The organism is Pleurocapsa sp. PCC 7327 (assembly GCF_000317025.1).
Taxonomy (GTDB): domain Bacteria; phylum Cyanobacteriota; class Cyanobacteriia; order Cyanobacteriales; family Microcystaceae; genus Hydrococcus.
In genome coordinates, this window is sequence record NC_019689.1 from 3,695,093 (window position 1) to 3,714,772 (window position 19,680).

The 19,680-nt window shown below is 47.4% G+C and carries 16 protein-coding genes; 9 read left to right on the forward strand and 7 right to left on the reverse strand.

Going from position 1 to position 19,680, the window contains the following annotated elements:
* Positions 1 to 67 precede the first annotated feature (67 nt).
* The 4 genes from PLE7327_RS16570 (at position 68) to PLE7327_RS16585 (ending at position 3,873) form a co-directional block, all read left to right on the forward strand.
* On the forward strand, positions 68 to 973 hold the full coding sequence (locus tag PLE7327_RS16570; RefSeq protein ID WP_015144949.1) for an ABC transporter permease: 906 nt from the start codon (positions 68 to 70) through the stop codon (positions 971 to 973).
* Between the two features lie 86 nt (positions 974 to 1,059).
* Entirely contained in the window at positions 1,060 to 2,211 is a 1,152-nt protein-coding gene (locus PLE7327_RS16575) for a DegT/DnrJ/EryC1/StrS aminotransferase family protein (protein ID WP_015144950.1), read from the forward strand.
* 43 nt (positions 2,212 to 2,254) lie between these two features.
* Positions 2,255 to 3,163 (forward strand): cyanoexosortase B, encoded by a 909-nt coding sequence (gene crtB, locus PLE7327_RS16580; RefSeq protein ID WP_015144951.1) that lies wholly within the window; start codon positions 2,255 to 2,257, stop codon positions 3,161 to 3,163.
* Positions 3,164 to 3,192: 29 nt separating this feature from the next.
* Positions 3,193 to 3,873, forward strand: a complete 681-nt coding sequence (locus PLE7327_RS16585; protein WP_015144952.1) for a cyanoexosortase B system-associated protein — start codon at positions 3,193 to 3,195, stop codon at positions 3,871 to 3,873.
* 117 nt (positions 3,874 to 3,990) lie between these two features.
* On the opposite strand, the gene PLE7327_RS16590 is transcribed toward PLE7327_RS16585, so the two are convergent.
* Positions 3,991 to 4,998 (reverse strand): DnaJ C-terminal domain-containing protein, encoded by a 1,008-nt coding sequence (locus tag PLE7327_RS16590; protein ID WP_015144953.1) that lies wholly within the window; start codon positions 4,996 to 4,998, stop codon positions 3,991 to 3,993.
* A 419-nt stretch (positions 4,999 to 5,417) separates the two neighbouring features.
* Between PLE7327_RS16590 and PLE7327_RS16595 the strand changes: the two genes are divergently transcribed.
* The 5 genes from PLE7327_RS16595 (at position 5,418) to glmS (ending at position 9,905) form a co-directional block, all read left to right on the forward strand.
* Positions 5,418 to 5,978 (forward strand): manganese efflux pump MntP family protein, encoded by a 561-nt coding sequence (locus PLE7327_RS16595; RefSeq protein ID WP_015144954.1) that lies wholly within the window; start codon positions 5,418 to 5,420, stop codon positions 5,976 to 5,978.
* Positions 5,979 to 6,269: 291 nt separating this feature from the next.
* Complete coding sequence (psb29, locus tag PLE7327_RS16600) at positions 6,270 to 6,980, forward strand: photosystem II biogenesis protein Psp29 (RefSeq protein WP_041392257.1); 711 nt, start codon at positions 6,270 to 6,272, stop codon at positions 6,978 to 6,980.
* Positions 6,981 to 7,005: 25 nt separating this feature from the next.
* The gene (locus PLE7327_RS16605; protein WP_015144956.1) at positions 7,006 to 7,296 is read left to right on the forward strand and encodes a cupin domain-containing protein; all 291 of its coding nucleotides are present in this window, start codon (positions 7,006 to 7,008) and stop codon (positions 7,294 to 7,296) included.
* A gap of 121 nt (positions 7,297 to 7,417) precedes the next feature.
* A complete protein-coding gene (locus PLE7327_RS16610) occupies positions 7,418 to 7,636 on the forward strand; it encodes a hypothetical protein (RefSeq protein WP_217523177.1) in 219 nt (72 codons plus the stop codon).
* Between the two features lie 367 nt (positions 7,637 to 8,003).
* A complete protein-coding gene (gene glmS, locus PLE7327_RS16615) occupies positions 8,004 to 9,905 on the forward strand; it encodes a glutamine--fructose-6-phosphate transaminase (isomerizing) (protein ID WP_015144958.1) in 1,902 nt (633 codons plus the stop codon).
* A 322-nt stretch (positions 9,906 to 10,227) separates the two neighbouring features.
* Here the strand turns inward: glmS and PLE7327_RS16620 are convergent, their stop codons facing one another.
* From PLE7327_RS16620 to PLE7327_RS16645, 6 genes are all read right to left on the reverse strand, one after another.
* On the reverse strand, positions 10,228 to 13,149 hold the full coding sequence (locus PLE7327_RS16620; RefSeq protein WP_015144959.1) for an NHLP bacteriocin export ABC transporter permease/ATPase subunit: 2,922 nt from the start codon (positions 13,147 to 13,149) through the stop codon (positions 10,228 to 10,230).
* Between the two features lie 96 nt (positions 13,150 to 13,245).
* Positions 13,246 to 15,459 (reverse strand): NHLP family bacteriocin export ABC transporter peptidase/permease/ATPase subunit, encoded by a 2,214-nt coding sequence (locus tag PLE7327_RS16625; protein WP_015144960.1) that lies wholly within the window; start codon positions 15,457 to 15,459, stop codon positions 13,246 to 13,248.
* 2 nt (positions 15,460 to 15,461) lie between these two features.
* Positions 15,462 to 16,898, reverse strand: coding sequence for an NHLP bacteriocin system secretion protein (locus PLE7327_RS16630; protein WP_015144961.1), 1,437 nt, complete (start codon positions 16,896 to 16,898; stop codon positions 15,462 to 15,464).
* A 38-nt stretch (positions 16,899 to 16,936) separates the two neighbouring features.
* Positions 16,937 to 18,034, reverse strand: a complete 1,098-nt coding sequence (locus PLE7327_RS16635) for a cyclic nucleotide-binding domain-containing protein (RefSeq protein WP_015144962.1) — start codon at positions 18,032 to 18,034, stop codon at positions 16,937 to 16,939.
* A gap of 93 nt (positions 18,035 to 18,127) precedes the next feature.
* Positions 18,128 to 18,415 carry a Mo-dependent nitrogenase C-terminal domain-containing protein gene (locus PLE7327_RS16640; RefSeq protein ID WP_015144963.1) on the reverse strand — a complete coding sequence of 96 codons (288 nt, stop codon included), beginning with the start codon at positions 18,413 to 18,415 and terminating at the stop codon, positions 18,128 to 18,130.
* Between the two features lie 41 nt (positions 18,416 to 18,456).
* A complete protein-coding gene (locus tag PLE7327_RS16645) occupies positions 18,457 to 18,693 on the reverse strand; it encodes a hypothetical protein (protein ID WP_015144964.1) in 237 nt (78 codons plus the stop codon).
* Between the last annotated feature and the right edge of the window lie 987 nt (positions 18,694 to 19,680).

Genomic DNA, 19,680 nt, shown 5'->3' on the forward strand with positions numbered 1-19,680 from the left:
CAAAAATTCCCCCTAGTTTTTCGCTGGGGGGATTTTATTATAATTTTCTAAAAATCTATAACTGTTAATGACCAATAACCAAATTTTAGGGGGCGATCGCGCGAGGAGCCTTTGGTGGGAGGCTTGGCGGCGGTTTCGTCGAGATGGGATGGCTATCTTAGGAACGGTCGTTCTGTTGAGTATTATCGTTGCGATCGCCATTGGACCGCTGATTTATACCACTCCTATCGATCGCATCGATTTCGGGCAAGCGGCCGCGCCTCCGAGTTGGCAACATCCCTTTGGCACCAACGATCTCGGTCAGGATTTACTAGCTAGGATATTGTTTGGCGGGCGCGTTTCTCTGGCCGTTGCCCTCGCAGCCATGTTAGTGACCACCTTCTTGGGAACGTTTATCGGCGCGATCGCGGGGTTCTATGGGGGAATTGTCGATAGCCTATTGATGCGCCTGACAGATTTATTTTTATCGCTGCCTCAGTTACCTTTATTGCTGTTGGTGGTGTATTTATTCCGAGACGCGATTCGGGCGGTCGCCGGACCTGAAGTCGGAATTTTTCTGCTGGTTGTTGTGGTCATTGGCGGACTCAATTGGATGCCCGTGGCGCGATTGGTGCGAGCCAATTTCCTGAAACTGCGGGAGATGGAATTCGTCATGGCAGCTACTGCCATAGGCGCGCGTCCGAGTCGATTAATCTGGGTGCATCTCTTTCCCAACGTCCTTAGCGTCATTATCGTTGCCGCTACCCTAGCGGTTGGCAATGCCATCATTACCGAATCGACTCTCAGCTTTCTGGGATTGGGATTTCCGCCTGATGTCCCTACTTGGGGCAGAATGTTGTACGACGCTCAAAATTATCTGACCTCGGCTCCTCACATGGCACTGTTTCCCGGTTTGGCAATCTTTTTGACCGTGCTGAGCATCAACTATATCGGCGACGGTTTGCGGGATGCCCTAGATCCAAAAACGCGATAATCTTTGATAACTTATTCGATATTTTTTGGGTTATTCTAGGGAATCCTGAGAATATATAAATTAAATAAACGCGACTTTGCCTATTTATGAGCGCTACCCCAGTAATCGTTCCTTTTGTCGATCTTTCCTGGCAACACGAACCGCTACAAACCGACATAGAACAAGCGATTAAAAGCGTCATCGAGCGAGGAGATTTTATCCTGGGTCATGCCTTGAGCGAGTTTGAAACGGCTTTTGCTCGCGCTTGCGGAGTCGAACATGGCATCGGGCTAGCATCGGGCACCGACGCGATCGCCCTTGGCTTGCAAGCTTGCGGCATCGGCGCGGGCGACGAAGTTCTCGTTCCTGCCAATACATTTATTGCCACGATTCTGGGAGTTATCCAAGCGGGAGCAACCCCCATTTTAGTCGATTGCGACCCCGATACCGCCCTCATCGATTTAAATTTGGCTGCTAAGGCAATTACTGCCAAAACCAAAGCGATTATCCCCGTTCATTTATACGGGCAGATGGTTTCTCCAGGGCAGTTATTAGATTTTGCTAGCGCCTATAACCTACTGATTTTTGAAGATGCTGCCCAAGCGCATTTGGCACAACGGGAAGGCTACACGGCTGGCTCGGTGGGAATCGCAGCCGCCTTTAGCTTTTATCCGAGTAAAAATCTCGGCGCGTTTGGCAATGGCGGCATGTTAGTTACTCGCGACGAAGCGATCGCCAAAAAAGTCCGAACCCTGCGCAACTACGGCGCGCCCAGCAAATACTATCATGTCGAACTGGGCAAAAACAGCCGTCTCGATACGATCCAAGCCGCTATTCTCCAGGTTAAACTGCCCTATCTATCCAAGTGGAATCGCTTGCGCTATCAAGCTGCCCAAGAGTACGATCGTCGCTTGCAACCCCTACAGTCGTTTGGAATCTCTGCGATCGCTAATCAAAGCGGCACGGGACACGTTTATCACCTCTACGTCATTCAAATTAGCGAAGCTTGCCCTTTAAACCGCAATGAAATTCAGAACCAACTGGCAGCTAGCGGCATCCAAACGGGCATTCACTACCCCCTTCCCTGCCATCTCCAACCCGCCTGCCGTCATCTCGGCTATCAAATCGGCGACTTTCCCAGCAGCGAACGACTGTGCGATCGCATTTTATCCTTGCCAATGTATCCGGGGTTAAGCCGCGAGCCGATCGAATTTCTCAGCGAGCAGTTGTCATCTCTCGCTAGAGTGGTTTCAATTTAAAAAGGTTGTTAAATCTAAACGCGATCCGACTAGGAGCGTAACGATGCTCGCCAAACAAAAATTTCCGCTTGTCAGAGAACAAAACCTCTTTACCATCCTTGTTATCGTTTTACTGGGCGTTCTTTACGCTCCAATCCTTCTCCACTGGTACGATGGCTGGTTAAACAAAAGTATCAGCACCGAACACGAATACTTTAGCCACGGGCTAATCGGTTTTCCCTATGCCGCCTATATTTGTTGGATGCAGCGTAAAAAGTGGCTGCGCTTAGAAAATCGCTCTCATCCCATCGGCGGATTTTTATTGCTATTAGCAGCGGTTTTTTACTTAACTGGCTCTGCCGAATTTGTCAATTTGTCCTTTCCCATTATTTTAACGGGGGTCTGTCTCTGGCTCAAAGGACTGCCTGGTTTGAGGCTGCAAAAATTTTCTTTGCTTTTAGTTTTACTAGCTACTCCCAATTCAGTTCCTTACCTAATTACGCCCTATACGTTACCCTTGCAAATGTTTATTGCGGGAGCCGCAGGTTTTCTTCTGATGCAATTGGGATTTAACGTTACGGTGGATGGAATTTATCTAGCTGTCGATGGAAAACTCGTAGAAGTCGCTCCCTATTGTGCTGGCTTAAAAATGTTGTTTACCAGCCTCTATGTTGCTTTGCTGCTTTTACATTGGACGGGAAATTTAAGTAATAGAAAAAAAACAAATTTGTTATTAATAGGAGCTGTCGTCATTAGTATCGTTGCTAATATTATTCGCAATACGTTACTAAGCTTTTTTCACGGTAGAGGATACGACCAACTCTTTAAATGGCTCCACGATGGAATGGGCGGCGATCTGTATTCGACCGCTATGTTAGGTGCCATTGTCTTACTTCTAAATTTTTTAGGGAGGTTCGATCCAGTCATCGAGTCAGAAAAGTCGGAATCACTTTCTAAAACTCAAGAGTCATAATTTCTAAACATCGAGGGAGCGATAATTTGATGGCTGCGATAAACCTAATTAAAATCAAAAAATCACTTTCAATTACTCGGATGGCCCTAGTCTTGCTGCTGATTGCGATCGCCGCTATTGGAACCATTCCCGGCTACTTGGGGGGTCAGTGGTCATGGGTAGATTTGCCAAAAGTGACCCAGATCGAGCGGCTCAAAAATCTGCGCGACAATGGTTTAACGCTTCCCGGCTGGAAAACCATCGAACAACAACAAGTTTTGATTGGAGGAAATCAATGGTCGTATCAAAAGCTCGAACGAGAGGGAAAAAATTCCGTCGAACTCTGGCTGATGCCCCAAGATTATTACAAAAACCATCCACAAGTTGAATGGACGGATCTTAACGGTTTCGAGCGCTGGCAGACAGATTCCCACAAAACCCTAAATCTAACCGATCGCGTCAGCGCTAGCTTTTTTAGAGCCTGGAATCGAAAAACCTATGCGGTAGTTCAGTGGTATGCTTGGGCTGGCGGCGGGAATGTTTCTTCGCTGCAATGGTTTTTAGCCGACCAATGGGCGCAGTTACATCGCCGCCGAGCTGCCTGGGTTGCCGCAAGTCTAAAAATTCAAATCGATCCGCTCTCAAGTGTAGAATCGACGGAAGCTTTCGCTCAATCCCTGGCTCAAACGGTTCGGACAACTTTAGAAAAAGAGATTTTTCACCCATCGTAAAGGCTAGCGATCGGGGTCTACAAGCAGTTAAAGTAGGAAAATTGCTTTTTAACCAATGAGGGGTAGATCCACAAGACGAACGCGAGACGAGAAAATCTCGTCTCGCGTTCAAAAGATTTAAATACCCACTTGCTGTAAGTACTGGCGAGGATTGTAACTGCGAAGGTGGCGGAGTTTTTCGTAGTATTCCCGTTCGGTGGCGCTAAGATTTTTAGGCGTATCGATCGCGATCTTCACCAATAAATCGCTCCGTCTGTCTTTGGGATGAATCCATCCTTTGCCCCGCAGCCGGAGAGATTGACCGGAACGAATGCCAGGGGGCACTTTCACTGTTACCATGCCATCGGGAGTCGGAACCTCAATGGAGGCTCCTAAAACGGCTTCATCTGGTGCAATCGGCACCTCGCAAACCAAGTTATCTCCCTCAAACTGGAAAAAAGGGTGGGGTTCTAACTCCACAGTCAAGTACAGGTCGCCCCGTTGTTGCGTGTAGGGACTTACCGAACCCTTGCCGCGCACTCTTATACGACTGCCTGGTTTGGCGCCGGGGGGAATGCGGACATCAACAACCTCATTGCCCAGATTAAGGCGTTTTTGAACGCCGCGAAATGCTTCGGAAAAGGTGAGGCGAATGCTAGCTTCTCGATCTGCAGCAGGCGTTTGAGTACCAAAACCGCCAAAGTCGCCATATCCCCCAAAATCGGTATATCCACCCGGTCTGCTACCGGTTGAGGTTCGGTAAGTGTAGGTTCGACTTTGAGTCCCGCCGGGACTAGAAACGCGACCGAGTAATTCGTTAATAAAATCTTCAAAATTGGCGAACTGGCTGAAGTCAAAGCCGCCAAAATCAACGCCAGCGCCACCGGGAGACCACCCTCCAGCCTGTTCCGCTTGTTTCCAGTACCGACCGAATTGGTCGTATTTTTGGCGCTTATTGGGGTCTGACAAGACTTCATAAGCTTCGCTGATTTCTTTGAAGCGTTCCTCGGCTTTTTTATCGCCGGGATTGCGATCGGGATGATACTTTACAGCTAGCCTGCGGAAGGCTTTTTTAATTTCTTCGGTGCTAGCATTTTTGCTGACCCCTAGAGTGGCATAATAGTCTTTGAAGTCAGTCGAAGCCATTAATAAATATCTCCTCTTCAATTACTGGTGGTTCGCGTTTGTTGGCGAGGATTTAACAGTTAATGAGTTAAGAATAATAACTTTTTCTGAGAGTTCCTCTTCATCTAGGTTAACAGAATGATTAACTGAAGTCAGTTCGGTTCTTACTCTCTACAGCAAGGGCAATTTCCGTACCAGTTGTACGGACAGGTTGAATTATCAAAATTTCTAATCTGGTCTCCCAAGTCGCACTTGGCGGCGATCTCTTCCGGCAAGCCTGCCTTGGCTTTCAGTTTCCGACGTTCCCGACCGTTGCGTTCGGACTCATTCCTCCAAGATCGCACAAAAATGAATAAAAAATCAAGCAAAAATGAAAAAAAGATGAGACTTTTTTGCGAGAAATTCAGTTAAAATCTTTAGAGGCGCGAATTAGTTACTAAATGGAATCTTTATCAACAGTATTAATGGCAGTAGGATTATCAGCAGATGCATTTGCTGTTGCTATGAGTAGTGGGTTGCTGATTAAGCATATCAAAATTAATAAAGCGCTAAAGATTGCTTTATTTTTCGGGGGATTTCAATCTCTTATGCCGCTGCTTGGATGGATGGCAGGGCTAACTTTTAGAGAGATTTTGTCTTCATTCGACCATTGGATTGCTTTTGGCTTGTTGGGAATTATAGGAGGGAAAATGATCTATGAATCCCTGACAAGCGATGATGATGAAAGAAGATTTAATCCTTTAGATACCTACACGCTGACCGTTCTTGCTATAGCGACCAGTCTCGACGCTCTTGCAGCAGGACTGGGATTAGCGGTAATTAAAACTTCAATTGTTTTAGCAGTAACTACTATTGGGGCTATTACTTTTAGCTTGTGTTTTTTGGGCGTATTCATCGGTCATAGATTCGGAAACTTATTCAGTAAAAAAATTGAAATTATTGGTGGATCGATTTTAATTTTTATTGGGAGTAAAATTTTGTTCGAGCATTTAACGATTTAGGAAATAGAAAATAACATAATATAGAGATTCATAAGATTTTAGCGATCGACTCTGGCAAGGTAAGAAATTATTTGCTCGCGATCGCCGTTCTCAAACCAACCAATTGCTGTTGGAGTCCATTCTCTACGATTGATGGTCGATTTCTGGATCTCGACTTAAGATAAACCTTTTGGGAAAAAAGTTGGTAACATCTAAAATGCCCAGTCGCCATTTGCCTTTCCTTAATTTCTGGTTGGCAAAGGTGTCTTTAAAAGAGAAAATGAGATTACAGTTTCTATGTCAGTCTGTCTTGTGGATAAGGTTCGTACTGTTTCAGACGCAAAGCGTGATTTCTATACTCATCACACCCGCCCGATCAACTCGATCTATCGCCGCTTCGTAGAAGAGTTGATAGTAGAGATGCATTTGCTCTCCGTCAATACGGACTTTCGTTACGATGCTATTTATGCCTTGGGAGTCGTCACCGCTTTCGAGCGTTTCATGCAAGGATATCAACCCGAACAAGATAAATCATCGATTTTTGCAGCACTGTGCCAAGCAACTGGCGGCAATTGGGAACAGTACCGTCAAGAAGCCGGAGAAATCTTAGCCCAAGCCAAACAGATGTCGGTGCAGGAATTAATCGCTAAAATTAATTCCTCTACGCCTACGGGTGGCGAAAACAGATTGGTAGAAACTTTACAGGCAATAGCTAATCGGTCGAACTACAAGTATAGCCGTCTGTTTGCCATCGGTCTGTATACGCTTTTAGCAGAAGCCGACCCAGACATACTCAGAGACCCAGAAAAACGCGATCGCACCCTTAAGGAAGTGACCGAAGCCTTACATCTCTCGCCAGAAAAGCTACAAAAAGATTTAGATCTCTATCGCTCGAACTTAGATAAAATGGATCAGCTTCTCAAGGTTCTTGAAGAAGCTTTGGAAGCCGAGCGCAAAAAGCGCCAACAGCAAAAACCAGAGCAAGGAACCGCTCAAATCAATAACGACGAGAAAAATCCGTAAAGAAATGTCGCAATAACGAAGACTCATGACAACCAAACCGAGATCGGGAATCAACATCGAACGCCAACCCACTCAAGCACGCTTGAATGAATTGGGAGTGTTTGACTGGTCGATTTGGACAAAAGAAGTATCGGAGTTTTCCTGGACGTATGATGTAGAAGAAACCTGCTATTTTCTCGAAGGCGATGTCGTCGTCACTCCCGATGGCGGCGAACCCGTGGAAATGGGAAAAGGAGATTTAGTGACTTTTCCGGCAGGAATGTCCTGCACTTGGAAAATTCGCCGCGACGTTAAAAAACATTATTCCTTTGGCTGAAGGATCGGTCGAGAAGAGTCTAAATTGCAGGGTTAAATTGGGAAATTTTCGTTCGATTGTTCGGATTAGTCCCCTAAATCTAGTTAAAATGAAAGTACAGGCTGTCGTGGAGGACAGAATTGTGACAATTTCTTTCTATTTAGATAAAATCTTTTCCGAACTCGAACAACTCGATCGCGTCGATACAGTTACAGGTGCCATCTATCGCCAACAAGCGCAAGAGATTTTAGCCGATCCTTCTATTGCCTTGAAAGTTAAAATTGCGATCGCCGATTTGCTCAGCCAAGCCAACCGACGACTTGCCATAGCATCGGCTGGAAACAACGAAGAAAGCTATTGACATTTCGTCGCTACACTGCTTTGCAGTGTAGCGGCGGATTGGCAAGAGCGAGGAGAAATCCTACTTAGGATATTAGCTCTCCTGCTTTCAATCACACGCAGAGAGAACATTCGGTTAGAGGTAAGGTGGAGAGGCTTCGTCCCAGGTTAAAGGGAAAAGATATGTAGCAGTTTTCCCTTTTCCCAAGCGAAGCCTTTTCCCCTTATTACTTACCCGAAATAAAAGCAAAAAGCCTATCGTACATTACAGTAAGGGACTTACCCTAATATTAAAGTTAAAATCGTAAAGTTATCGGTCATTGACACGAGAGCGCGAAAGGTTACACTGATAGCAAATAACTAAGAACTAATAACAAATAACTGAATTCATGTGCGGCATTGTTGGTTATATTGGTACTCAAACAGCAATAGATATTTTATTAGAGGGATTAGAAAGACTAGAATATCGAGGCTATGATTCTGCTGGAGTGGCTACGGTTTTAGAAGGAAAACTCCGCTGCGTTCGCGCCAAGGGCAAACTCTACAACCTGCGAGAAAAATTAGCCAGAGAAGACAATGCCGCCCGCATCGGCATCGGACATACCCGTTGGGCAACCCACGGCAAACCAGAAGAATACAATGCCCATCCCCACATGGATACAGACGGAAGAGTTGCCGTCGTTCAAAACGGGATTGTAGAAAACCATCAGGAGTTGCGCGAAGAACTTAAAAGTCAAAATCGCCAGTTCCTCTCGGAAACTGATACGGAAGTCATTCCTCATTTAATTGCCGATTTATTACCCGAAAAGACAGAAGAAGATTTAAGCCATCCCAGCCCTTTCTTAAAAGCCGTCCAACAAGCCGTCAATAGGTTAGAAGGGGCATTTGCGATCGCAGTTTTATGTGCGGACTACCCCGACGAACTGATCGTCGCCCGCCAACAAGCCCCCCTTATCGTAGGATTCGGTCAGGGGGAATTTTTCTGCGCTTCCGATGCCACCGCCTTAGTGTCCCATACCCGCGCCGTACTGCCTCTAGACAATGGAGAGATCGCCCGCCTCACGCCGCTGGGTGTAGAAGTCTACGACTTTACAGGCAAGCGCCTCAAAAAAATGCCCCATATCCTCGACTGGACTTCTACTACGGTAGAAAAACAGGGCTTCCGTCACTTCATGCTCAAAGAAATCCACGAGCAACCGGGGGTAGTGCGCACTTGTCTGGAAACCTATCTCAATCCCGATTGGCACGCACAAGATAACCCAACCTATAGCCCAATTAATTTGGGCATCCCGCCAGAACTTTACGACGATCTCGAACACATCCAGATCCTCGCCTGCGGGACGAGTTGGCACGCCAGTCTGGTCGGCAAATACCTCATCGAACAGTTAGCGGGCATTCCTACGATGGTGCAATACGCCTCGGAATTTCGCTACGCACCGAGTCCAATTACTGCCAATACCCTTACCATCGGCGTTACTCAGTCGGGAGAAACGGCGGACACCCTAGCTGCTCTAGAAGCAGAAAAACAGCGTCGAGCTGGACTCAAACCTAAATATGCTCCTCAGCTGTTGGGAATTACCAATCGCCCAGAAAGTACGCTTGCCCGCATGGTCGATCGCATTGTGAACACCCAAGCGGGAATCGAAATCGGCGTAGCGGCAACAAAAAGCTTCATGGCACAGTTGATGGGATTCTATTTTCTCGCTCTCGATCTCGCCTATCGCCGTCAGAGTTTGCCTATAGAAAAGTTGGCGTCGATTGTAGAAGGGTTGCGCCAACTGCCCGGACAGATCGAGTTAGTGTTAGAAAAACAAGAACCCCTCATCGAAGAACTCGCTCACGAATTTGCCGAGACGCAAGATTTTATCTTTATCGGACGGGGCATTAACTTCCCAATCGCCTTAGAAGGGGCACTCAAACTCAAAGAAATCAGCTATATCCATGCAGAAGGCTATCCAGCTGGAGAAATGAAACACGGTCCCATCGCGCTATTGGATTCAAAGGTGCCAGTGGTTGCGATCGCGGTTCCCGGTAGCGTCTATGAAAAAGTCCTCTCCAACGCCCAGGAGGCAAAAGCCCGCGATGCCCGTCTGATAGGAGTGACGGCAATGACCGACCGACAAGCCGAATCGATCTTTAACGATTTATTAGCCGTCCCAGCCGTAGATGAATTATTGTCTCCCGTTTTGACAGTGATTCCCTTGCAGTTATTGGCTTATCACATTGCGGCGCGACGCGGTTTGGATGTAGATCAGCCAAGAAATCTGGCAAAGTCGGTGACGGTGGAATAGGGGTCAACCCAATTCACAATTCATAATTGGCAATTCGCAATTCTAGGAGTCGCAGACAAGCTAGGCGTAAGCGATCGCAAAAGGTTTTTACTACCAGCCGCAGCGAGCGGAAACTAGAAAAATGTATGCCATAGTATACAAATCGAGAGATTAATATACCATTTTGGATTTTGGATTGAGAAAGACTCATCTCATCAAGGTTTTAAAAACCCATCTGTAGCCAAGATTTTTCAAATTGGTATACAAATCGATCGCAGCTTTGAGGGATAAGAAGTCGTTGAAGCTCATCGCCATGCAGAAGAGAAAAAAGACAAAAGGGGCTTCAAAGCGTCTGCCTAGCCATAAGCTGAGCAAACAGACCTTCTCGCTTGGATAGTTGCTCAAAACTGCCCTGCTGCACCACTCGACCGTTTTGAAACACGTAGATACGATTGGCATTGCGAATCGTACTGAGTCGGTGAGCAATAACGATTCGCGTCACTTGTAGTCGGTCGAGGCTTTCGCTGACAATCGCCTGCGTTTTATTATCCAGGGCGCTAGTCGCCTCATCAAAGAGTAAAATCCGAGGTTTGAGAACCAAGGCGCGAGCAATTAACAATCGCTGCCGTTGTCCGCCAGAGAGGTTAGTCCCGCCTTCGCTGACGACGGTATGCATTCCCATGGGCATGGATTCGACATCCTCGGCAAAGCCTGCCATCCGGGCTGCTTCCCAAGCTTCCTCCATTGTGACCCTAGCGCCGCTAGCAATATTCTCAAAAATAGACGCAGACATCAATCGGCTATTTTGCAGCACGACGCCCAACTGTCGGCGCACCGCATGAACCTCTAGTCCAGCCAAATCCTGCCCGTCATAGTAAATGCTGCCAGATTCGGGGACATCAAACCCCAGTAGCAATCGGAACAAAGTTGATTTGCCACTCCCAGAAGTTCCCACTAGGGCGATAAACTCTCCAGGCTCAGCCCGAACGCTTACATCATCGAGCGTCAGGGGTCCATCATCACGGTAGCGGAAAACGATATGGTCTACAACCACTCTGCCCGAAAGCTTGCCGGGATCGGCTTTAGCGGAATCTACTTCTGGTTCGGCTTGCAAAATTGGCTGCGATCGCTTCCACAAAGGTACGATTTGTAAAACATCCACCACCGTACTGCTCAAGCTGGTTGCACCGCCAATAAAGGTGCCAAAAGCAGCGTTGAAGGCAAGGAAAGTACCAGTGGTCAGTCCTTGACCTCCGTCTTGGCGCAGCATGTTAGTCGCAAACCAAAAGAGAGCGCACGATGTTATGGTAGGCAATACCTTATTAATGACCGTTAGGATGTCTTCAATGCCTTGGGTACTCAGCAGGAGTTTGACTTGTTGGCTATACTGTTTGCCCCAGTAGCCGAAGGCGCGTGCTTCAGCGCCAGCGACTCTCAGCTTGGCAACACCATTAATGAGCTGCACCATGACGCCAAAGATTTCTCCTTGCAACTCCAGTAGCGGGCGAACTTTACGAAGCGTAAGCATACCAGAGACAATCGTGACGGCAATATTGGCCATGGCTGCAACGATCGCGATCGCGGCGAGTACGCCATTGTAATAGATCAACAGTCCCAAGTTCAGCAGTGCAAACAAGCTGGTGAAAATAGTTTTGAGAACCGTGCCGCTCAGGAGTTGACGGATCTGACTGATGGCTTGTACTCTACTATCTAAGTCGCCGATTGAGTACTGGCGAAAGAAAGATGCCTTTAACTTCAAAAGCCTATCCCAGACTGCCGCCTGGGTGGTTGAGTCGGCAAAAGTTTCCAGCCGCAGCAGAGCAAGTCCCTGAGCTAACTGAAAGATCGTTGCGCCAAAGGCAGTAGCAGAAAGACCCAAAGCAATTTGCAGCAATAAGCCGCGATTGGCATCCGGGATAGCGTTGTCGATGAGGATAGCGGTAGCTTGGGGGGTCAACATTCCTAGCAGCGTTGCCGCAATGCCAGTTAGCAGAACGACTGCCAGTTCCTTCAAACGACCTCGCAGCGCAAATTGGAGCAGTTCCCAGGTTTTTAGGGCTTTCTCAGGTAAAGGTCGATAAAATATGTAGGCAGAAGGGGCTAGCCGATCGGCGCTGCGAGCATTGACGGGACTGCGTTTGCGCGTCTTGGGATCGAAAATCTCGTACTTGCCGTCAGAGATTGGTAATAGCGCCACTGGGCGCGTGTCTTCGACGGTATAGGCAAGAATGGGACCAGAATCTTTTTTCCACCAGCCATCCGTTAGCTGGATCTGACGCATGCGAATTCGCGAGGCTCGCGCGATCGCTTCTAGGGGATCGGGAACCCGTTTGAGGTCTTCTGACTTGGCTGGCGGACGAATGGTAATCCCTAAAGACCGCCCGACTGCCCCAGCAGCGCTCAGTAAAAGGTCTTCTGGCTGGCTATCGGTTCTCGTCGGAGCGGGTTCGCTTCCCTTGGGTTGCAGCACGGATGACAGTGCAGCCAAGGTTTCATGCATTACTTGACGATTGAGGCGCTCTCTCTCTTCAAACCTAACTAATTCTTGATGCATCTCCTGCTGCTCTAGCAAGTCGATGTAGCGCAGGAAATAGATTTGCAATTGGGCGATACTGTTGATTAGTACATTGACATTTTGGATCTCCGAAGTGTGAAGGCTCTCAAGCTCAACTCTATCTTCTGCCTGCAACCACATCTGAGAACCTAATGGCAACATGCCAGAGGCAGGCTCCAAAGGCAGTTCTTCCAATCCCATCCAAAATGCGCGTCCTTGCTGGATTCGCGTCCAGGATACCCCGTTAGAATCAGGCTGGAATATTTCCCCGCCCGCTAAAGAAAAGAATTGGAGTCCTTCATGGGGTATGCTAAAGCTTGGAGCGGGCAGATCTGCCAGTCCGGAACCCAGTCGCTCGATCCAGCGCTCTACTAGCGCCACGGCTTTACCATTAGCCTTGACCATAAACTCCCCAAAGTCTTCTCTAGAGAGTTTAAGGAGTTCTGTCTCCTCAAGCGATACTGCTAGGATTTGGCGCTGTTCGCCTTGAGACGATGGAGGAGTGGGGAACATTGCCTCCTTAGCGCCGACCTTAAATAAATAGCGACGCTTTCCGTCAGGCATGCTGTTTTTGAGAGCGATCGCAAATAGCGCTAAACTACCGGATTGTACTATCCAAACTGTATTCGGGTCATCTAACAATAAGGGTTCGTTGCCTTTGAATCGATGCCGCTCTATCTGCAAGCTCTTAGTTTTAGTTTGAATAAGCATTTTTTATACCTCTTATTCGATTTTGGATTGGTCGTACGGGCAGGTCGATCTAAATACGATAGAGATTTATTGACAACTCTCCCTCTACTTCCGACTTCACGAAATCGCGCCCCCCTCGCTGCGGATCAATTGTAAGTATGGTCCTTCAACCTGCTGTAATTGTTCGTGGTTTCCTCGTTGCACGACTTTGCCCCGTTCGAGGACGATAATTTCATCGCAATCGCGGATAGTACTCAGGCGATGTGCCACGATAATGCAAGTACATCCTCGCTGGCGGAGATTTTGGTCGATGATTTTTTCCGTCTCGGTATCGAGAGCGCTAGTCGCTTCGTCCATGACCAAGATGGAAGGATTATTGACTAAGGCGCGGGCAATTTCTAGGCGCTGTCGCTGACCGCCGCTTAAATTGGTAGCGCCTTCTAAGAGGTCGCCATTATAACCGCCCGGTAGAGAGAGAATAACATCGTGGATAGCCGCATCTCGGCACGCCTGAATTAGATATTTTTCGGGCACCGTCGTATCCCAAAGCGTTAGGTTATCTCTTACCGTGCCAGCAAATAGCAAAATATCCTGCTCGACCATGGCAATAGAATTAACGAGAACTTGACGGGGAATTTGCCGTCTGGGTTGACCGTCAAAACGAACTTCTCCTTCCCAAGGTTCGTACAGCCCGCACACCAGTTTAGCGACGGTTGACTTGCCAGAACCGCTTCCGCCCACTAAGGCAACGCGCTGTCCGGGTTTGACCGAGAAACTAAAGTTTTCAATCAAGGGAGAAGCAACTCGGTTGTAACCAAAGGTAACGTTGCGCAATTCAACGTACCCTTGCAAGCGCACCGAAGGATGAATTGTTGGCGCGAGCATCGCCTCACTTTTCTCCTCCTTCAGTTGCGGATCGATGGGGTTTCGCAAGACATCATCGAGTCGATTCACGTTGCCCTCCATTTCTTGGAGGCTACTGCCGAGGTTGACGAGATTATTCACGGGTGCGAGAAAAGCTTGCATCATGCCCTGAAAGGCGATTAGCATCCCAATAGTAAGATGCCCGTCCATTACCCGAAGACCGCCCACCACTAAAACCAACATGGACGTAATACTTGAGAGAAACGTAGGCAAAACGCCGAGGGTTTGATTGGTAACACCCATCTCCTGCCGAGCATTAATCGCCTTGGCATAGTAGCCCGCCCAGCGGGAAAAGAAATCTGACTCCAACCCAGATGCCTTCAAGGTTTCCATCGTCTGAAGACCAGAAATCGATACGCCGCTAACTTTTCCCTGTTCCTGTACCAATCGCATATTGGCATCCACGCGCCACCGAGATACCAACTGCAAAGCGGCGAGATTTATGGCAACGAAAGCTATCCCAATCGAAGTCAACACCGCGTCATATTGCAACATGATCGCGGCATAGAATATGACCATGACGGCGGAAATAGCGGTAGTAGCCAAATTCCCGGAAAGGATATTCGCCAAGCTATCGTTAAGGCGGACGCGACTACTAATTTCTCCGGCAAACCGTTGCGCATAAAAACCGACGGGCAGGCGTAGGATGTGCCACAAGAATCGGCTCGACATTCCTACCGAGAGCTTGATCTTCATCCGCCGCAGGAATCGCAATTGTAGCATGGTCAACAGCCCGCTAATTCCGGCTGTGAGGAGCATCCCCAACAGCAGCGGACGCAACCATTCATCGCGGTTTTGAACGAGAATGTTGTCTACAAATACCTGAGAAAACACTGGAATTGCCAGTCCGGGAATCACCAGCAGAAATCCTGCTAAGATGCAGTAGGCGAGTACTCCGATCGAGCCTTGTAACCGTTCCCATAGACTCCAGATGATGCTGGGTTTCCTGCCGCCTCTTTTGAACTCCGGTCCTGGTTCTAGAACTAGGACAACCCCGGTGTAAGCTTCGTCGAATTCCTGTATGGAGACGCTGCGCGGTCCGCTGGCAGGATCGTTGAGGTAGACTCGTTCCTTGCTAAATCCCTCGACAACCAAAAAATGGTTGAAGTTCCAAAATACGATGTAAGGACAGTCCAGTTTGCGCAGCTCGTTTAAATCTTTGATCTTCAGCCCTTTGCCCTTGAGTCCGAAACCTCTGGCAGCGCTGAGGACGTTGGAGGCTTTACTGCCGTCACGGGATACGCCGCAGTCCTGACGAAGTTGCGCTAGCGGCACGATGCGACCGTAGTAACCGAGAATAATCCCCAGGGCAGCAGCGCCACATTCGACCGCTTCCATTTGTAACAACGTGGGGGTACGCCGCCGGATACCTTTACGCTTGAGTAGTTTTTGCAGTTGCCACAACATAATTAATCTATGCCACTCCAAGATCTGAGGATGGGTAAGACAAAGGTGATGGGCGCGCGTTCTTCAACGGTGACTCGCACTGCGGTTGTGGTTCCGGGAGAAATTTTCACCTGCGGACCCTTGGAAGAAGACCACTGATAGCCGCTAAAGGTCGATTTGTCTGGTTGGAGTTCTGCGAATACTTGGATTTGAGGACCTTGAGACATCAGACTCTGCACGAGGTCTGGATTTCCTACCAAACTCAAAGCACCATCTTTAGTGACGGGGAAGGCTGAGACATTGGTAACAGTACCCACAATGCCGCCATATCGTTCTCGCTGCACTGTGGTGGGCGTAATTTGCATTTTCATGCCTTTTTGGATTTTTTTGCCTTCGCTCACTGGCAAAAATGCGACACTAACTAGCTTGGCGGATGAAGCTTCTGCTGCGATAGAACCAAGTCGGGTTCCTTCGCTGAGAACTTGTCCGGGAGCCACTGCTAGTTCTAATATGCGTCCGCTGTATTTACTGGTAATTTGGCTACCCTTGGCTTGCAATTCCAATTGGCCGATAATCCGCTTTGTTTCGAGGATCTGATTTTGTCGGTTAATTGAAGCTTGAAAATCTTGTTCGGCGAGAGTTTTTTCTTGAGTATCCAAATCTTTCAATTGCGCTTGAAGGCTGACAATCTGGTTGAGGTTTTGACGATAGTTAGTTTCTGCCTCAACTTGTCTGACATCGAGTGCCTTCAACTGACTTTTAATATCGGCGATCCTCGCGAGACTATCTAGGTAAGTCTGTTGTGCTTCTAGTACGGTATCCTGTGAAATAGCCCCTTCATTCTGCAACCATTTGCGCCTCTCCAGTCTTTCCTTGAGAGTCGGAGCCAATGCCAGCGAGTCCTGCAAGCGTTGCCTTAGTTCTTGTCGCTGTTGTTCGAGCGCGAGCAGTCCTTTATCTCTGAGAATAGGACTCAGCTCCTGAGTGACTCGGAGATTTTGCCAAATCCCTTGACGCTGCTGGGCGATCGCAACTTTTGCCAGTTGAGTTCGTTGGTATTGCAGCAGTTTAGCGTCCCGATCCTGAGCTTGTAGTTCCACTAGCTTGTCACGCTGCTGCTGTAATTGCTTCTTGATGTCTGATTTGTCAATCGTTGCCAGCACCTGTCCTTTTTTCACATAGTCGCCAACTTGTACGTTGACGGTCTGCAACTGCCCCGAACTAGATGACTGGAAAGAGACAACTTTGCTAGGGTAGACCAATACGCCTTGACCGGAAACCGCGATCGGAACTCGACCCATAATACTCCAGCTTAGCCCTGCTGCTACTAAGGTGCCGAGAGCGGTCAAAGGCAGCCAGTGCTTGGGACTGACGACTTGCACGAGGCGATCTAGCCGTTCGGGAGAAGCAGAACGCTCTAGAGCTTTTTGGCGAAACAGATTGCTTTTTTCGGTAACCATAAGATTGCGAATTGTCAATTGTTAATTGCGAATTGGTATTACCTGCCTTGAATCTTTTTGAGCATCCAGTTAAATCTGGTGCCAGCCAATGCTACTTGAGCTAAGAAATCGGAATTTATTTCGTTCTCATAGTTGCAGTCTTCATCTAGAGACTGACCCTTGCTGTAGCTGAGCCTGCCATAGCCGAGGCGACTGATTATTCCCTGCTGTTTGTCGGCAAGTAAAATTGCCAGCACTCGATAAAACCGGGCAGCAAAACCTTCATCGTGTAACAGTTTTGCCGCTAACCGCCACCGAGGAATTGACAATACCAGCGAATCTTCGATCGCTGCGACAGCGACTCCGGGAGGACTAGCCTCTACAAAAGACGTTTCTCCTACTAAGTCGCCTTTAGATAATCTGGCGAACTCCCGTCCCGAAATTTCGCTGCCTTCCAAGTTTGAAAAAGCCCGCATCAAGGGATTGCCATCATTCTCGGAGACGGAAAGGGTCAATTTTCCATCCAGTAGAATATACAGCGCTTCAATCGGTCTTCCTCCACGGACGAGAACTGTACCCGCAGGAACTCTAATCGCACTTCCAGCAGAAATCATCCAATCGATGTCGCTATCGTGCAGTTCCGCAAATACAAAGAGGATTTCTCGCAACTGAGGCTGACCGAGAACAATAGTACTATGACCGATCTCGGAAACCATTTTTGCCTGTCTGTCTGCAAGTTGAATTGCGATCGCTCGGTAAAGATGAGCGGCAAAACTGAGATCTTCTTGCAGTTTTTGGGTCAGTTGCTGCTGTGGCACTGACAAGATCAGCGACTTTTCGATCGCTTTGACGGTGGTAGCAGATAGGGAAGCCTCTAAAAAGGGCATTTCTCCCAGCATCTCTCCGCTTGATAATCTAGCGATCTCGCGCCCTGACATTTCGCCACCTTCTAAGGCAGCAAAAGCACGACCTAAGGGATTGTTGTTAGCTTGAGAGACGGAAACTGTTAATGCTCCATCTAATAAAATGTATAGTGCCTCGACAGGTTGTCCTTGACGGAGGATTGCCGTACCAGGAGGAATTTCTTCCTGGGTTCCCGTCGTCAGCAACCAGTCAATATCGCTATTACTAAGTTCTTTGAGTAGAACGTCTGTCATAATATAACTCCCTTGTAGATGAGAAAATCGGGAAGTATTTTTCGAGGGACTCTTGGCTGGTGAGACTGTTTCGGTGAAAGCGACGCACTTTAATTAGCAGTAAATCGTTATGTCCTCGTTGCATATATCTGCAAGATAAGACAGAGACTTGAAACGAAGACCGACGATTTGCTCGTAAAGAGGATTTAGTTTGCACAACGGTGGAATGTAAAGGATTGTGCGATTAAACATTGAGATCTTCCGCTCAAAAGGACACTGCGCTGGGACGAGCTTGCAGATAAACTTAGCAACTTGAGGATCGCGAATATCTATGTCTTCAAGCCACTGGCGCAGCGGACGCACTAGAGCGCTATCCAAAACAGTTTTAGCTATGCTTATCATGGTTAACTCGCCTCCATACAGTTAAACGCTCGTGCTAATGACTATTTCGATTCCCACTTGGTATGCTGATACTCGCTACGATCGCCTTTTGGTAATTGCATCGATCCATAATCATCGAATGATGGCATCGGTAACATCGGCGGCATTGACGGCATCGGCGGCATTGAATCCGCTTTCCAGGGATCGGGGTAATAATGCTCTCCCTCATAACCTCCTGCGATCGATTCCAACTCTTCCTTTTTAAGTTCGATATCCTTGAATTTGTGTTCTTCAGACATTGTTAGTCTCCTGTTAGATTTGTTGTTTGCACTAAAAGTCAAGCTTTTGTATTTTTGTTGATAGTCTTATCGTAGAGATTCAACTAAAAATAAACATCCGATCGATGTCACGAACTTACCCCTGACAAATGTCATGGTTTTTATTGATAGCGAGATAGGTAATTTTCTCTGACTTTCGTTGAGTGCGATCGCGAAAGTTATACCGAGTTACAATCAAAGAGATAGGATAGTGCGAGCGTCTCGCTGGCGGCTCATGATGTCTGTACCACACTACAGCAAAATTACATTTACGAACAAACTTGGTATCATTCTCAGAGGATGTCTGAAAAGAATGTTTTGTCATTCTGAGTGAAGCGGAGCGGAACGAAGAATCTAGCTTATAAAGATACCAGCACTAGCTAATCGCTTCACCCTTGCGTAACATTTTTGACTTCTCAGACATCCTATCAATTTTTTAGCACTAATTACTTTTGCTCGTTGAGCTGGCGAACTGCTCGAATTGTTACCTGTTTTTGTTCCAGATTAGAAACAGAAAAAGTATAATTTTTTGTGGCTAATATTTTATAAAAAATTTACTTAAACTTAAAAAAGATATTTACCTATCTGAAAGATTGTGAGTTGAAACATTGGTGCGATCGCTCGCCGAATTGGGTAAAAAAAACTGTGTTTTGAAAAAGAAAACGACAAAAAATCCAATTTATTCTAACCAAGAAATGAATTTCCTGGCTCAAAATTTAAGTCCGTCTTATAGGACTTAAGGTATTAGACAGAGAATTTATTCTCTGGCTTTCTATTCCTAGATTAATTCTAAGAGTTTTTAGGGAGTGCGAAAGATCCTTCGCTATCACTCAGGATGCTTAGCATCTCGATCGCTTTTAAGGAATTCGCGAGCAAGATGCTCGCACTACTCACTATAGATAATTCTTCTATCTTTCATTGACTGCTTAAGTCTTATTGGATTATTCAATATTTATATAACTGTCCAGT

Excerpts from the sequence above, each read along its gene's own strand:
- PLE7327_RS16605 (WP_015144956.1), top strand. The coding sequence starts at position 7,006 with ATGACAACCAAACCGAGATCGGGAATCAACATCGAACGCCAACCCACT.
- crtB (WP_015144951.1), top strand. The coding sequence starts at position 2,255 with ATGCTCGCCAAACAAAAATTTCCGCTTGTCAGAGAACAAAACCTCTTT.
- PLE7327_RS16585 (WP_015144952.1), top strand. The coding sequence starts at position 3,193 with ATGGCTGCGATAAACCTAATTAAAATCAAAAAATCACTTTCAATTACT.
- PLE7327_RS16570 (WP_015144949.1), top strand. The coding sequence starts at position 68 with ATGACCAATAACCAAATTTTAGGGGGCGATCGCGCGAGGAGCCTTTGG.
- PLE7327_RS16640 (WP_015144963.1), bottom strand. The coding sequence starts at position 18,415 with ATGATAAGCATAGCTAAAACTGTTTTGGATAGCGCTCTAGTGCGTCCG.
- PLE7327_RS16625 (WP_015144960.1), bottom strand. The coding sequence starts at position 15,459 with ATGTTGTGGCAACTGCAAAAACTACTCAAGCGTAAAGGTATCCGGCGG.
- PLE7327_RS16595 (WP_015144954.1), top strand. The coding sequence starts at position 5,418 with ATGGAATCTTTATCAACAGTATTAATGGCAGTAGGATTATCAGCAGAT.
- glmS (WP_015144958.1), top strand. The coding sequence starts at position 8,004 with ATGTGCGGCATTGTTGGTTATATTGGTACTCAAACAGCAATAGATATT.
- PLE7327_RS16645 (WP_015144964.1), bottom strand. The coding sequence starts at position 18,693 with ATGTCTGAAGAACACAAATTCAAGGATATCGAACTTAAAAAGGAAGAG.
- PLE7327_RS16635 (WP_015144962.1), bottom strand. The coding sequence starts at position 18,034 with ATGACAGACGTTCTACTCAAAGAACTTAGTAATAGCGATATTGACTGG.
- PLE7327_RS16575 (WP_015144950.1), top strand. The coding sequence starts at position 1,060 with ATGAGCGCTACCCCAGTAATCGTTCCTTTTGTCGATCTTTCCTGGCAA.
- PLE7327_RS16620 (WP_015144959.1), bottom strand. The coding sequence starts at position 13,149 with ATGCTTATTCAAACTAAAACTAAGAGCTTGCAGATAGAGCGGCATCGA.
- PLE7327_RS16630 (WP_015144961.1), bottom strand. The coding sequence starts at position 16,898 with ATGGTTACCGAAAAAAGCAATCTGTTTCGCCAAAAAGCTCTAGAGCGT.
- PLE7327_RS16590 (WP_015144953.1), bottom strand. The coding sequence starts at position 4,998 with ATGGCTTCGACTGACTTCAAAGACTATTATGCCACTCTAGGGGTCAGC.